General features: G+C 32.9%; 16 protein-coding genes. 4 read left to right on the forward strand and 12 right to left on the reverse strand.

Annotation, left to right across the window (positions count from 1 at the left end; genetic code table 11):
• Positions 1-7 precede the first annotated feature (7 nt).
• Entirely contained in the window at positions 8-754 is a 747-nt protein-coding gene (locus tag OZP09_RS12365) for a lysophospholipid acyltransferase family protein (RefSeq protein ID WP_269234010.1), read from the reverse strand.
• A gap of 124 nt (positions 755-878) precedes the next feature.
• On the opposite strand from OZP09_RS12365, the gene rnpA reads away from it, so the two are divergent.
• From rnpA to OZP09_RS12385, 4 genes are all read left to right on the forward strand, one after another.
• The gene (rnpA, locus tag OZP09_RS12370) at positions 879-1,283 is read left to right on the forward strand and encodes a ribonuclease P protein component (protein ID WP_269234011.1); all 405 of its coding nucleotides are present in this window, start codon (positions 879-881) and stop codon (positions 1,281-1,283) included.
• Between the two features lie 80 nt (positions 1,284-1,363).
• Complete coding sequence (locus OZP09_RS12375; protein ID WP_269234012.1) at positions 1,364-2,164, forward strand: DUF4349 domain-containing protein; 801 nt, start codon at positions 1,364-1,366, stop codon at positions 2,162-2,164.
• 3 nt (positions 2,165-2,167) lie between these two features.
• Positions 2,168-3,805: a S41 family peptidase gene (locus OZP09_RS12380; protein ID WP_269234013.1), complete on the forward strand. Its 1,638-nt coding sequence runs from the start codon at positions 2,168-2,170 to the stop codon at positions 3,803-3,805.
• A gap of 3 nt (positions 3,806-3,808) precedes the next feature.
• Positions 3,809-4,612 carry an OmpA family protein gene (locus tag OZP09_RS12385; RefSeq protein WP_269234014.1) on the forward strand — a complete coding sequence of 268 codons (804 nt, stop codon included), beginning with the start codon at positions 3,809-3,811 and terminating at the stop codon, positions 4,610-4,612.
• On the opposite strand, the gene OZP09_RS12390 is transcribed toward OZP09_RS12385, so the two are convergent.
• The 11 genes from OZP09_RS12390 to OZP09_RS12440 all read right to left on the reverse strand — a co-directional run bounded on the left by OZP09_RS12390 (position 4,609) and on the right by OZP09_RS12440 (position 15,439).
• Positions 4,609-5,055 (reverse strand): GNAT family N-acetyltransferase, encoded by a 447-nt coding sequence (locus OZP09_RS12390; protein WP_269234015.1) that lies wholly within the window; start codon positions 5,053-5,055, stop codon positions 4,609-4,611. The two genes, OZP09_RS12385 and OZP09_RS12390, sit on opposite strands and share 4 nt — an antisense overlap.
• A gap of 148 nt (positions 5,056-5,203) precedes the next feature.
• Positions 5,204-5,845 (reverse strand): DUF1579 domain-containing protein, encoded by a 642-nt coding sequence (locus OZP09_RS12395; protein WP_269234016.1) that lies wholly within the window; start codon positions 5,843-5,845, stop codon positions 5,204-5,206.
• 49 nt (positions 5,846-5,894) lie between these two features.
• On the reverse strand, positions 5,895-6,869 hold the full coding sequence (locus tag OZP09_RS12400) for a DUF4837 family protein (RefSeq protein ID WP_281309464.1): 975 nt from the start codon (positions 6,867-6,869) through the stop codon (positions 5,895-5,897).
• Positions 6,870-6,916: 47 nt separating this feature from the next.
• Positions 6,917-8,722: a LysM peptidoglycan-binding domain-containing protein gene (locus OZP09_RS12405; protein WP_269234018.1), complete on the reverse strand. Its 1,806-nt coding sequence runs from the start codon at positions 8,720-8,722 to the stop codon at positions 6,917-6,919.
• A 111-nt stretch (positions 8,723-8,833) separates the two neighbouring features.
• Positions 8,834-10,021, reverse strand: a complete 1,188-nt coding sequence (locus tag OZP09_RS12410; RefSeq protein WP_269234019.1) for a phosphoglycerate kinase — start codon at positions 10,019-10,021, stop codon at positions 8,834-8,836.
• Positions 10,022-10,287: 266 nt separating this feature from the next.
• The gene (locus OZP09_RS12415; RefSeq protein ID WP_269234020.1) at positions 10,288-10,791 is read right to left on the reverse strand and encodes a hypothetical protein; all 504 of its coding nucleotides are present in this window, start codon (positions 10,789-10,791) and stop codon (positions 10,288-10,290) included.
• A gap of 13 nt (positions 10,792-10,804) precedes the next feature.
• A complete protein-coding gene (locus tag OZP09_RS12420; protein WP_269234022.1) occupies positions 10,805-11,497 on the reverse strand; it encodes a pirin family protein in 693 nt (230 codons plus the stop codon).
• 22 nt (positions 11,498-11,519) lie between these two features.
• Entirely contained in the window at positions 11,520-12,278 is a 759-nt protein-coding gene (locus OZP09_RS12425; protein WP_269234023.1) for a dioxygenase family protein, read from the reverse strand.
• 166 nt (positions 12,279-12,444) lie between these two features.
• On the reverse strand, positions 12,445-13,134 hold the full coding sequence (locus OZP09_RS12430) for a LytR/AlgR family response regulator transcription factor (RefSeq protein ID WP_269234024.1): 690 nt from the start codon (positions 13,132-13,134) through the stop codon (positions 12,445-12,447).
• Positions 13,131-13,997 (reverse strand): sensor histidine kinase, encoded by an 867-nt coding sequence (locus OZP09_RS12435; RefSeq protein WP_269234025.1) that lies wholly within the window; start codon positions 13,995-13,997, stop codon positions 13,131-13,133. The genes OZP09_RS12430 and OZP09_RS12435 overlap by 4 nt, the downstream gene beginning before the upstream one ends.
• A 467-nt stretch (positions 13,998-14,464) precedes the next feature.
• Positions 14,465-15,439 (reverse strand): PorP/SprF family type IX secretion system membrane protein, encoded by a 975-nt coding sequence (locus OZP09_RS12440; RefSeq protein ID WP_269234026.1) that lies wholly within the window; start codon positions 15,437-15,439, stop codon positions 14,465-14,467.
• Between the last annotated feature and the right edge of the window lie 43 nt (positions 15,440-15,482).

The raw sequence follows: 15,482 nt of genomic DNA on the forward strand, positions 1-15,482 counted from the left end.
TTAAAACTTAAATCTGTTTATACTCATTAACTCCCTCTTTTACTGATTTTTCAGTAATCACCATCAATTCTTCAAATTTATAATCTTTTACAGCCATTGCCTGATGAACCGTAAAAGTAAGATGGTTTCCTAATCCAACCGGAAAAAAACCATATCTGACCATTTTCCATGAATTATTGATACTAACTGGTACTACATACGCAGAAGGCGCATATTTACATAAAATTTTTAAGCCGCTTTGCGCAAATTCTTTAGGTTTTCCGGTTTTGCTGCGTGTTCCCTCAGGAAAAATGACAGCAGATCTGGTATTCTTTTCGATATATTCAGACAAGCCTTTGATTACAGGAATCGCTTGTTTAGGGTCTTTACGGTCAATTAGCACTGATCCTCCATGTTTCAAATTGAAAGAAACACTCGGTATTCCGCTGCCTAACTCTTTCTTACTTACAAATTTACAATGAAAACGTCTAAAGTACCAAATCATTGCAACGATATCATACATACTTTGGTGATTGGCCACAAAAATAATCGGAACACCTTTCGGTATTGTATCTACTCCGGTAACTTTATAAGTCGTTCCCACAAGCCTGGTACAGCTTAAGAGACCTAAATTTAGGTAATCAACACTTTTTTTATGAGCCTGATAACCAAAAAGATTAAGGCAAATCCATTGTATCGGGTGAAAAATCACCAAACACAATCCAAAACATAAATAATAAATTACGGAGATTGGATATGAAATTATCTTTTGCATGCTTAAAAATTAAATGCCAAAAGTAGTAAATATATTTTTAGCGGTATAAAATTTGAAAACAATAACCGCTTTTATGGTTTAATTGTACCTTTGTGCCTCTAATTGCAAATTTTTTCTGAATTAAATGAACTTCACTTACCCTAAAAATGAACGCTTAAAGAGCAAAACCACCATTGGATTACTGTTTTCTGAAGGGAAATCGGTTTCAAAATATCCGTTGCGTTTGGTTTACTGTCAGGCGGATGAAAATTCAGAAGAAAAAATCAAAATTGGCGTTTCGGTTTCAAAGAAATATTTCAAAAAAGCCGTTGACCGTAATTATTTCAAAAGAGTTTTAAGAGAAACCTACCGGCTAAATAAACATTTGCTTTGGGATAATCTGCATCAGCCTTATTCAATGATGTTTTTTTACCAGACAAAAGACCGGCTAACTTACGAAGAAATCAATACCAAAACGGTTCAGCTGTTTGAGAAATTTATTCAGCAAGTAAATAAAACTACAGATTCAGAAGCTAAAACTGAAATCTAAATCTTCAAACATAATTTTGTATATCAAATTAGACAAAGAATTATAAAAAAATTGTAGTTTTAACTCTAAATTGGAACTTTATGAAATATATTTTCTGTTTTTTCTTTTTTGGATTATTTTTTTCTAACTGCGCAAAAAACAGTGAAGAAAATGGGACTACTGATATGGCAATCACCTCAGTAAAATTGCCTGCAAAAGTGGAATCAATATCAGGAACAGATGTAAATTTTCCACAAAAAATCATCAAAAATGCTTCTCTTCGATTTGAAACTAATGATTTAGAAAAGACTTTTAATCAGATCCAAACTGCAATCAAAGAAAACAAGGGAAATGTTCAAAACGATTATCAGGAAAAGAATTATCACAACATTAGCAGAAATTTAACAGTTCGCGTTCCAAGCCAGAACTTTGATTCTTTTTTAAAGGCCATATCAAAAGGTGTTTCTTATTTTGATGAGAAAAACATCTCTTCTCAAAATGTTACAGAAGAATTTATTGACTTAAATTCAAGACTAAATACAAAACGAAAACTTGAAACTCGTTATTTGGAAATATTACAAAAAGCCAATAAAATAAGCGAAATCCTGGAAATTGAAAAACAAATTTCAGCTATTCGAGAAGAAATTGAAGCCAAAGAAGGACGATTGAATTTAGAAAACAGAGTTTCAGAAAGCACTTTTACGATTAACTTTTACAAAACTATTGCTGAGAAAGAAGGTGTAAAAATTTCGTACGGTTCTAAAATCTGGATCGCTATTAAATCAGGATTTTTTAGTCTCTCAGAGTTTTTAATATCAATCATTAGTCTTTGGCCATTTACTATCCTATTCGTTGTTCTGGTATATTTTATTAGAAAACGATTTAAAAGAAAAAAAGCATAAATCATGTACCCTTATTTTAAAAAGAAATTCATCATACCAGCCGCTGCCGCAGGATTTTTATTTATTGGAGCCAGTTTCAAAGAAGACTTTTTTGAAATTGCCAAGCAAATAGAAATTTTCACGACCTTATTTAAAGCCGTTAACACCAATTATGTCGATGAAACCAATCCGGGCGACCTGATGGACAAGGGCATTAAAAGCATGTTGGGAAGTTTAGATCCTTACACCGTTTATTTTAATGAGCAGGATGTGGTTAATTTTAAAATCAACAATACGGGTGAATATACAGGTATTGGTGCTATGATAGCCCGTAAGAAAGACCGTTTAATTGTTCGCGAACCTTATAAAAATTATCCGGCAGATAAAGCCGGGTTAAAAGCAGGCGACGAAATTATTCAGATCGGGGATGTTTTGATTGCTGATTTTAAGGATGACGCTTCACAATTGCTGAAAGGAACAAAAAATACTAAAATCAAAATAAAATACCTGCGTCAGGGAAAAACTTACACTACAGACCTTGTTTTGGATGAAGTGGATATTAAATCGGTTCCGTTTTATGGGAAAATTGATGATAAAACGGGATATATTGTTTTGGCACATTTTAGCAGAAAAGCAGCGTTTGAAGTAAAAGAAGCTCTTGAAAAACTTAAAAGTGACGGCGCTACACAGATTGTATTGGACTTAAGAGGAAATCCTGGCGGACTATTAAATGAAGCTATTGATATCTGTAATTTATTTGTTCCAAAAAATGAAGTAATTGTAACTACAAAATCCAGAATTGAAAAACACAACAATACTTATAAAACAACCAAAGAACCTATAGACACTCAGATTCCGCTGGCTATTTTAGTAAACGGAAAGAGTGCTTCGGCATCAGAGATTGTTTCGGGAGCTTTACAAGATTTAGATCGTGCTGTAATTTTAGGAAGCCGCAGTTTTGGAAAAGGTCTGGTTCAGCGCACTGTTGAATTAACGTACGGAACACAGTTAAAAGTAACTATTTCACGTTACTATACTCCCTCCGGACGTTGCATTCAGGCATTGGATTATTCGCATAAAGACAAAAATGGTGTAGCCCAAAAAACAGATTCTAAAAACTTTAATGCTTTTAAAACCAGAAAAGGAAGAACCGTTTATGATGGCGGTGGCGTTCTGCCGGATATTGAACTGGATGAAACCAAAATGAGTCCGATTACAAATGCGCTATTAAAAAACGACGGAATTTTTGATTATGCGACTACTTACTATTATAAAAACCCGAATTTGGGAGATAAAATTCCAACCATCACAGATGCTGATTATACTGCTTTCAAGCAATATTTAAAAGTCAACAAGTTTACTTTCGATACAGAAACTGAACTGGCATTGAAAAACACTTTGGCAGCTGCCAAAAATGAACAAATTGATGAAGCTATTGTCATTGAATATAAACAGTTATTAAATGCACTTGAAAAAAGTGAAACCACATTATTAGACAAAAATCAAAAGGAAATTAAAAACCTGATTTTAGAGGAACTTATAAAAAGGTATCAATATCAGGAAGGATTATATCAATATTATATTAAAAACAATTCAGAAATTAAAAAAGCGGTAAACGTGTTAAACAATCAAACTGAGTATAAAACCATTTTAAAGATGTAAAAGATGAAACTTTGCAGCTCCCTGTTTCTGTTATTTATTTACAATTTATGGGCGCAGCAAAAACCCATCGAAACCATTTATTTTGATTTTGATAAATATATACTTAGCAGTCAGCAAACCAAAGTCATTACTGATTTTGCAAAAAACATAGACACCACAAAAATAGAGTCAATACAAATTTATGGTTATTGCGATGATCGTGGTACTGATGAATATAATTATCGCTTATCGAGGGACCGTGTTAATACCGTTCAGAAAATATTAGTTTCTACTGGATTTAACAAAAGCAGAATAATCATTCTTGAAGGAAAAGGACGAGTCATAATCAGGAGCGATACGGTTGAAAACCTACATGAAACCAGGTCTAAAAACGGCCGGGTTGATTTAATTGCCGTTAAAAAAAACAGCTACGGAAAAGGAATCCGTAATTCGTTAGAGAGTGAACTAAACATTGGTGATAAAGTTTTACTTGAAAACATTCTGTTTGATCTTGGAAGTTCAAAACTAACCTACAAATCTAAAAAAGAATTAGATAAAATTGTCAGTATCCTGCAATCCAGAAAAAGCATTCAGTTTGAAATAAGAGGTCATGTATGCTGTACTCCTGAAATCTACACAGATGGGATAGATCGTGAAAATAATGAAAGAAGACTTTCCTGGAACCGTGCTAAAACCGTATTTTTCTATTTGGCATCGAAAAAAATATCCAAAAGCCGTATGAGTTACCAGGGCTGCGGTAATAAATATCCGCTTAAGAAAGAGGATTATTTAGACAGAAGGGTTGAATTTAAAATTACTAAGATTTAGTTTAACTGCATCTCAATATGCGGAATATCATCTTCGAGATACATTTCGCTGGTTTGTATGAATCCGTGGCTCTCGTAGAATTTCTTTAGGTATAATTGCGCACCAATTGTAATTTTATCTTTTCCAAAATTGGACTTTATGGCTGCAATTGCTTCTCTCATTAAATCATGCCCATATTTTCTGTCACGATAATCTACATCTACTACGACCCTTCCAATTGAAGCATTATCAAAACTAATTCCTGCATCGAATAAACGTACATAGGCAACAATTTTATCATCATATTCGCCAATTAAGTGTAAAGCTTTCTTGTCTTTACCGTCGAGATCTAAATAAACGCAATTTTGTTCTACTACAAATATTTCACTTCTTAGTTTCAACAAATCATATAGCTCATGAACAGTTAATGCCTCAAAAGGCTTTATTTTCCATTTTAATCCCATTGCATATTATTTATTACTTTATTCTAATTAGAAAGAGCCAAATTAATTTAAAAAAACTGAAACAGAAAGAATAATCCGTTTCAAAAAAATCCCGATTACATGACGCAATCGGGAAATTATTTAGTTTTCAAAAGGTATATGATTCAGGCTATTTCTTTTTCATAATGATTTCCATGCTTTTATATTCCTTGCCATTTTTTGTATCATACATTTCCATTTTACGTGTTGTAGCATCCACAATAGTGTAAACCTCCCGATATGGTGTTTTTTTACCATCTAAAGGATTTACCATATCGCCTTTAAGTTCCATACTTTTTGTCTTGTCGTCATATTTGCCTGAGCCAATCATCATTCCGGTTCCCATATTATCAATAAATGTAGAAGTATATTCTTTACTCGCATTATTGTAGGATAGTGTAGATTTTCCTTCAAATGGCTGTCCCATCATGGTTCCCTTATAATTGGCTTCCTGATAACGGCCACCGAGAATCATTTTTATATTTGCCGTAGAATTTGCCTTTTCAGGTTTACCTCCTTCCTCTTCCCAAAAAGTCATATCGCAGTTCCAGGTTCCGGTTTCGTCTGCCATCATTTTATGTGGAGAGCCCGGTGTAGCGTAATCCATCCAAGCTTTCATTTGTGCAGCAGAATCTAAAGGTTTTTCAGCCATTGTATCTTCTGCTTTTATGCTATCGGCAGGATTAGTAGTTTCTAATGCTGTTTTTACTTCTTTTTTGCAGGACGAAAAACAAAAAACTAACATCAATAATGTTACAAATAAATTTTTCATAATTAACTGATTAAATGTTCGTTACAACCAAAAGTACGAAAAATAAAATTTATCTCTTCTCTATTCTGACTGATTTTATAATGGCTTCTAGTTCTAACATTAAATCCCGTTCCTGATTTGATGGTGAATAACAAAAACCTTCAATGACCAAAATTCGATTGTAAACTTCATCAATTATGGCGTAATTAATAAAAGGTCCTGTCATAAAATCGTTTTTTAATTCCCAGGTTCCTTTGGTTTCAAAAGCCTTTTTACCGTTTAAATTTGTAATTGAGAAATAAGGCGCATAATCTTCCCCTGTAATCATTTGAGTATTGGGTTCGCGTCCTTTAATATAATGCCCTACAGAGTCACGCATTCTGATAATATTACCTACAACGTCAAGATTCTTAGTAAGCCCGTTTAACGGAATCTGATAAATAAGCAGGCTTGTATTACCACTAATGATTTCTTTTTTAAGCCAGATGAAATTTTTCTTGTGCAGCATGTATTCATATCCGACCGGGATTTGAAGATCAATATGAAATTTATTTTTAATAACGGCAGGGTTCAAAAGTGATTTGCTGTTATCCTGCTGTACTTTCTTGATCTCGGTTTCCCGAATTGTCCGAATGATTTCCGGAGAATTCATTTCGATGCTGCAAATGAGGTCTTCAATTGATTTTCCGTAGATTCTGAAAGTATTGTGAGGCAAAGTTTTATCATTAGTTTTAACCTCAAATTTGTCTACGGCTGACTTTTTAACTACAATAATACTTCGGCTATCGGTTACAAAACCTTCAAGGAGTTTTGCCGGATATTGATTGATTGTAAACAGGGGTTCTTCTTGTGTAAGACCCAAAACCGGTGAAGCAAATTTATTTCGGATGCTGTCACCAACTTCGCCATACCACAACTGATCGTCAATAATGATAGAAATTGTATTAGTTTTTCCTGGTTTTTCCTTTTCCTTGTTTTCGTTCTTTTGAAAACAGGAAACCAGTAAAACGGAAACTAGCAGAAACAAAAAATGGGTTTTATTCATTTTTATAATTTTATGAAATAAAACCCAAATTTAGGTAAGATATTTTATTATCCGTTTATTTTTAGCTTCATTCCTGGTTTTATATCCTCGTCTTTAATTCCGTTCCATTTTTTGATATCTGAAATGGTCACACCAGGATATTTTTTTGAAATACTATATAATGAATCTCCTTTTTTAACATAATAATCTTCTCCAATAGATTTAGCAGAATTTGCTTTTTTCTTAAATGCATCAATTGAATTAGAAGCAACAGCATTAGTTTCAACAACAGTAGTTTCCTTTTTAGAAACGATTAAGGATTTCCCTAATGCCAGATTATTTGAGTTTAAGTTATTCCATTCTTTTAATTCTGCCAGTGTTACCCCGAATTTTTTAGCAATATTACCCAGATTATCTCCGCTTTTTACCACATATTCTACCTCAATTTCGTTTTTATCAGCCGATTCAGCAGATGCAACTGCAGTTTCAACAGGTTTTTTAACTACTTCCTGAGCAGTTTTGGAAACTAAATCCTTAGGTTTTATTTTTAAAGATCTTCCTAATACCAGTGCGTTACTTTTAAGATTATTCCATTCTTTAATATCTGCTACAGCAACATCATACTTTTGGGCAATCGAACTTAAATTGTCTCCCTTTTGAACGATATAAGATTCAAGATCTAACGGTTCAGGAACTTTTACTGGTTTTGCTTTTACTTTTGGAGTTAATTTATGTGCTAAACGAGAAGGCATTTTGTAAATACCTGAATCATATTTTGCATAAGCATAAATTTTATCCTCGTTAGCTACAAAAGTGGCAACTTTATCTTTTGGCAAACGTAAAAAGTGCTGTTCATTTTGGTAATAAGGCACTACTTTTAATTTATAGGAAGGATTTAAAAGCTCTAATTGAGATTGCGGCATATCTAACAAATCAGCAATCTGCTTAAAAGTCATTTTTTCTTTGATACGGATAGTATCTGTTTCAAAGTTTTTCACAACAGCTCTTTCGGGATTGATACCATGCTCTTTATGGTATTCGAAAAGGTACATTGTTGCTAAGAAAGCCGGTACATATCCTTGTGTTTCTTTTGGAAGAAAATTACGGATATCCCAGTATTTGGTTTTTCCGCCCGAACGACGAATTGCTTTTGTTACATTTCCAGGACCTGAATTGTATGAAGCCAATACCAGTTCCCAATCACCAAAAACACTGAACATTTTAGTCATGTATTCAGATGCGGCTGCAGTTGCTTTAAGAGGATCACTGCGTTCATCAATATAGGAATCAATTTTAAGATCGTATTGTTTTCCTGTTCCGTACATGAATTGCCAAAGTCCTGTAGCACCCATTTTAGAAACTGCTTTAGGATTTAAAGCAGATTCTACAACGGCTAAATATTTAATTTCCAGAGGAACATTTTGTTTTGCAAAAGCATCTTCAAATATTGGAAAGTAATATTCTGATAAAGCCATTAATCGGGAAAACGATTTTTTACGATTCTTAAGAAATGACTTTATTATATTCTCCAGTCCCTGATTGTATTCTATTTCAAAAGGCGACTTTTCATTCATTACCTGAAGCCTTTGCTTTAAAAGCTCTGTTGGTAACTCCTGATCAACTGTAACATCTTTATTGATTGTCTGAATGTCCTTAGTTAAATCATCATAAATATCCAGACTTGTTAATTCATTCATCCAAAGACTATCAACACGAATGGCTAAGTCATTTTTTACGAATGATTTTTTTACTGAATCTAAGTACGAGATCTTTACTTCAGGCTTTATTTCAGTATCTGCTTTGACTACTTGTTGTGCAAAACCGGCTATTGAAAAAAAGACTGAAAGTGCTAAGGAAATTTTTCTTATAATCATATAACATTTTTTTAAAATTCTATAATCCAAATAATTACAGAAATGGTATTTTTACAAACTTAAGCAGAATAAGCGTAAAAATCGCTAAAAAAAATGTTAATTGTTGTTTTTTTAATCTTGAATAGCAGCAATACCAGGTAAAACACGTCCTTCTAACATTTCAAGCATTGCACCTCCACCGGTTGATACATAACTCATTTTGTCTTCAAAACCGAACTGTTTTACAGCCGCAACAGAATCTCCACCACCAACAAGTGAGAAAGCACCGTTTGCAGTAGATTCAGCAATATAATTACCTAAAGCAATAGTTCCTTTTGAGAAAGTTTCCATTTCAAAAACGCCCAAAGGACCATTCCATAAAATTGTTTTAGACTCTAAAATTACTTTTTTGAAGTTCTCCAAAGATTTTGGACCTGCATCAAGACCTTGCCATCCATCAGGAATTGCTGTTACATCTACAACTTGTGTATTTGCTGTATTTGAGAAATCATCAGCAGCAATTACATCAACCGGAATGTGAATCTGAACTCCTTTTTCTTTAGCTAATCTTAAAATCTCAAGAGCTAAATCCTGTTTGTCATCTTCACAGATAGATTCTCCAATTTTTCCTCCTTGAGCTTTGATAAATGTAAAAGTCATCCCTCCACCAATAATCATGTGGTCAACTTTATCCAGGATATTTTCTATAACCGTGATTTTAGAAGAAACTTTAGAACCTCCTAAAACAGCAACAACTGGTTTTTGGCTATTATTCAATACTTTATTTAAACTTTCGATTTCTTTTGCCAATAAGGTTCCGAAGCATTTTTCAGTTGGGAAAAATTGTGCAATTATGGTTGTAGATGCGTGTGCTCTGTGAGCAGTTCCAAAAGCATCATTTACATAAATATCACCAAGTGAAGCTAATTCTTTTGCAAAAGCAACATCTCCGGCTTCTTCTTCAGCATGAAAACGTAAATTTTCAAGTAAAAGGACTTCGCCTGGTTTCAAATCTTTTGCTGCAGCCTGAGCAGGTTCGCCAACGCAGTTTTCAGCAAATTTAACCTGTACACCTAAAATTTCAGAAGCTTTTTTTAAGATATGTTTTAATGAATATTTTTCTTCAGCACCTTTTGGTCTTCCTAAGTGTGACATTAAAATTACGCTTCCGCCCTGAGCTAGAATTGCATCAATAGTTGGTTTTGCAGCTTCGATACGTGTTGCATCTGTTACATTGAAGTTTTCATCCAAAGGCACATTAAAATCAACACGGATTATTGCTTTTTTATTTTTAAAATCGAAATCGTTTAGAGTTTTCATTTGATAATTATTTTATGGTTTTTTTGAAAGAAAAACAAATATAGAACTTTTAAGGTTCTTATAAATTGGGATAAACTAAAAAACCAATAATTTAAAGAACGAAATCGTTATAATTTCACAAATAAATTTCTTTATTAAATATTAAACACAAATTTTGCAATGAATTAAGTTATTCTTAGAGAGAAAAAAAGCCTTTTTTATCAACTATCAGGATAAAAAAGGCGAAAACAAGATGTGGTTTTTTTGTTTTTGAAAATAATAACGATTTATTCTTTTTGAATATAACAGATAGACAGATGTGGCTGTACCGGAAACATAATCGTTTCATATTCGTTCCTGTTTTCAGTATTTTTAGAGACTATATAATTACCTTCTATAATACCGAAATAACTTAATAGCGGAGAGTAAAATGTAATTCCGATTTTGTGTTTTGAATGATCGGTAATGTCACTGTTTACAATATCCAGCTGATAATTGATAAACGGAAAATACTGATTTCCCGATACATCCGGAACCCTGTAGAAATTACCTTTTAATTGTTGAACATATCCATCAGCCGCAATTCCGACCAAAAAATGCAATTGGGCCGCCTTTTCATTTTCAGACAATAATTCCCTGAAAGTATTTTTTGGATTTTCTACTGAATTAAATTGCTGGCTTTGCATTTTATATTCCTTAAAAGTATCTTCAAAAACATATTTGTCCCAGATTATTGTAGAAGAACTATCAATTAGTATGCGATAGGCCAGCCTTATTTTTGATATTTTCATAAGTTTTTGTCGTTTATTTTAAAGCAACTTCGAATAGCAATAAAACGGCATTTTCAGACAATGCTTCCCATTCTATTACTTCTGTGCTTTTTATACTCAAACCGTCCTTAGCTTCTAAAAGCCGGTCTTCGACTTCAAAAGCGCCGTTAACTACAAAAACGAAAACACCATTTTTAAGATTCTTTAAAGTATAAAATCCTTCTTTTCTTCCATCGTAAACTCCAATAAAACATGCCGTTTCCTGAATATGAAACAACCGGATTAATTTATTTCTAATGGTTAGATCGATTTCAGAATTTTGAAAATAATTTCTAAAAGACTCTGTTTCCTTTTGAAAATGAATGATAAGAAAACTTACGTTCTCACTTTCGTAAGGATTGAAAATTTCCAAAGTCATTTCATCTACAGCAGCTATTATCTTAACTTGTTCAACTCTTAAAAATTCAGTATTTCCCAGATTGTTTTTACATTCAATTCCACCAAATAAAGGCAAAATAATCACATTTGTATTTGCCTTTATAATTCTGGAAATACAATGTTGCGGAGCCAGTATTTCCTCATTCAAAATCTGTAATGAACCAAATGGTGTTCTGGACAAATCCTGGTACTGATCAAAATTAAAGGTTGCAAAACAGTTGTATTTTGCTGATTTGAAAACGCCTCTAGTTTCTGATTTATATATCTGGGCTGAAATCTGCTTAATCATTTTAAACGGTATTTACATGTTTTTAACCCGCAACATTAATGGTATGTTTTAAAACAAAACCTTCGGCAATGCTTCCTGTAACGGTTGCCAATTCATTCGTAAAACCATCAGAAAACACATTGTCAGAAGCATTATAGGTATATCCGGATAGTCCTTTCGTGTAACCATTCGCACTGGAAGCATTAACCAAAGCAACAGCACTTCCGGAACCTTCGGGAAAAGCAATTTGTGTAACTAACAATGAAGTTCCGCTTGAGTTGTAAATATGAACATGTATGTGTGTTGCCCTGCCGGAATACCAGCCTGGAAATATGGATGTAAATGTCACTAATCCATTATCATCTGTGGTTTGCCTTCCTCTTAAAAAATGTGCTGTTGTGTAATTGACAGACTGCATTTGAGTTCCGCCATATTCTGAATAATAACCATCTTTATCGCAATGCCAAATATCAACAATTGCTCCTTTTAAAGCCGCGCAACTTGCTTTTGTATTTTTTATGGTAATATTAATTGTAAAAGCAACTCCTGTTCTGTCCATAACAATATTTGATTTTACCAGAGAAGAGGGGCTAATCGTCGGGAACGGACCTGCTGTTTCAGACGGAGTAACAGAGCAATCTCCAGAAGAACTTGAGCCGGAACCTGTGTCAGTTGCCGTATCTGTATCAGTCGATGTCTCTTCAGAAGAATACTCATCTTTGCTGCATGCGTTTATAACTGGAATAGCCAAAGAACTAATTCCTACTAAACCTAAACCTCTTAAAAAATCTTTTCTGTTCATAATTTTCCGTTTTTAATATTTATCAATCAAATGATTAACAGTAATTTTTAAGTAAAATTATTCGAAATTATGGTGGTGAAAAAAGTTTGAGGTATTCCACAAGAATTATGAGGTAAACGAAGAAGAAAAATAAATTTGTAGTATAATTATTTCAATTAAGGATTCTTTATTTTTGATTAAGGATTTCAAAAAATGCAGCTTCATAACTTGTACTTATAGGAATTTCTGCCTCATGGATATGAATCATTTTATTTCTAATTTTTTCAATTTTAGAAATCGGAATAATAAATGACCGATGTACACGGATAAATTCGGTAGAAGGCAATTTTTGAAGTAGGACTTTCAAAGTCATTCTGGCCACAACAGTCTTTTGGTTCTGAATATGAATTTTAAGATAATCATCTAAACCTTCGATATATAAAATATCTGAAAAGAGAATCTTGATAAGGCTATAATCAGCACGTATGAAAAGATATTGCTGTTCCAGATTCTGATTTTGAGTTTTCCAGTGCTGAAGTGCTTTTTCTGCAGCCTGCTGAAACCTGGAAAAAGAAATAGGCTTTAAAAGATAATCTGTGGCACTTAACGTGAAACCTTCTACAGCAAATTCAGAATAGGCTGTAGTAAAAATAACCATTGTTTTATGCGGCAGTTTTTTATAAAAATCCAATCCGGAAATAGAAGGCATATTGATATCTAAAAACAACAAGTCGACAGGATATTTTTTAAGATATTTAAAAGCTTCATCAGATTTTGTAAATGTTTTTTGCAAATCGATATACTCAACTTCAGCGCACAGACTTTGCAAAATTTCTAATGCCAGAGGTTCATCGTCTAATGCTATTGCTTTTATCATCCTACTTCAATACTTAAATTTACAATATACTTTTCGTTAGTATCTTCTATTTTTAACTGATGTTTATTTGGATACAATAACGCAAGTCTTTCAATTGTATTTTGCAGTCCAATTCCACTATCTGATTGAATCGAAAATGTCTTTTTATTGGACACCATCAATGTCAATTCTTTTTCATGAATATCAATATAAATACAAATTTCAGAAGTCTGATCCGGATTTACACCATGTTTGAAAGCATTTTCTATGAAAGAAATTAAAATAAGCGGTGTAATTGCCTTTCCAAATGGGGTTCCGTTTAGCTGGTAATCTACATCTACAGTATTGCCTAAACGTGTTTTTTGTAATGAAATAAAATTACTGATATAATTGATTTCTTTGCTCAAATCGATTACTTCATCATTGGCATTGGTAATAATATAGCGCATGAGCTCAGATAACTGTATCACGGCATCGGGAGTTTTATCATCTTTTTTTAAAGCAAGAGCATAAATACTATTGAGTGTATTAAATAAAAAATGCGGATTGATCTGCGCTTTTAAAAAAGCCAACTCTGACTTCATTTTTTCTTTTTCTACATTTTGCAGCCTTCCGGAAATAGCAAATAACAAACTTGAAATTACACCAAGCAAATATACCAGAGCTGTATGTCCGTACTGAGTTGGCGGTCCGCCCATTGTATCGAAAGACATCGGTCCCGGATGCATGTTTCGAAAATCAGGAGGCGGTTTCATTTCTTCATTAAAAGGTCCGGGATGATGTAAAAAGGGTTTTGTATGATCCCTAAAATCTAAAAAATTGTGATCCGGGTGATCTAAAAATCCTGAAATCCACACAAAAAATAAAAGAAAACAAGTTATCATTATAAAATATAATAATTGCTTGTTTTGAAAGTAATATTGTGGAATTAAATAATAATAGTTAAAATAAAAGAAACACAATAAACTAAAATAAATAAAAAAATAAATCCGATCGTGTACATTTGAGTACAGATTGGGCCAGGCAAAAATTGTTTTGACTGATGTAAATGCATAAGGCAAAAATAAAAAAGCAAGACACAAACCTACATGCAGGACATAAAACGAAAGTTTAGTTTTCATATATGTAAAAGTTGTTTTTTAACTGTCATATATGGTAATGTCATTATTTCTATTGGAATTGCTAAACTTGTAAATGACGATTTCATAAATCGAATTGATTTATTCAAATTTAATGATCCTGATGGTTTATATCAAATTATTGAGGTGAAACCATGTAATCTTGCGATTTTTTATAAATAATTACTAAAAAAGGCTTTAAAACTATTTTGTTCTAAAGCCTTTCTTTATAATTAATCATGAACCGGACTATCCGTACAAGGACAACTGCTTAATGCCTGAAGGAAATCAAATCCAAGCGTGACAACATGGGTTCCTGAGTTGTAATATCCTAAATCGTTAAACATTACCTGATAGGAATATGCAAAATAAATTTTAGACTTCATGAAACCTGCCATTGGTCCCAATGATAAAGGTTTTGGAAACTGATCGTTCAGCATACGATACGAAACTCCTATCCAGTAATATTCTTCATAGCGATTATAACGTCTGTATTTAAAATTGATATCTGTTGCAGAACGTTTATCACTAGCAAAATACTGATAAAATATTGATGGTTCATATTCGATACGATTGTTTTCTGAATCTCTAAATGTAAACCCTGTATATACCTGATAATTAGATAGTAAATCTGGTTCTACACCTCTAAATTTATTAGTGTTTTTCTTCAGAACGTTATTCGCATTAAAACTCAAATAGAAGTTTTTATTACGATATAATGCACTGATGTCAAAGTTATTATTTGCAGTATAGCGATCATTTGTAATGGAAGGATCTAAAACAGGATGTTCGATATCAGTACTAAATTCATCTGTATCAATCCTAAAACTATTAAAGTTATAGGAAATACCGAAAGACATATACTGCTTAGAATAATAGTCCAAAATAATATGATGGGCAAATGAAACTTTGGCTCCTGTCTGTCTCGTATAACCATTTTTATCGTTGTAAACTGAAATACCAACTCCTGAACGATCCAAAAGCCTGAAATCGACATAAGCAGACTGATTATCTGGTGCGTCTTTTATTCCGACCCACTGAGTTAATCCGTTAACCCTGATTCTAACGTTATCCCCAATACCTGCATAGGCTGGTGAAATTACAAAAGGATTATCTGCTAAATACTGCGTAAACACCGGTAGGTTTAACTCCTGGCTGTAACCTGATGTTACAGCTAGGAGTACTAAGGATACTATTAATTTTTTCATTGTAATAATTTTTTTAGATAACATCACAGGGGCTGTTATTTTG

Origin of the sequence: Flavobacterium flavigenum (assembly GCF_027111255.2) — a bacterium.
Taxonomy (GTDB): Bacteria; Bacteroidota; Bacteroidia; order Flavobacteriales; family Flavobacteriaceae; genus Flavobacterium; species Flavobacterium flavigenum.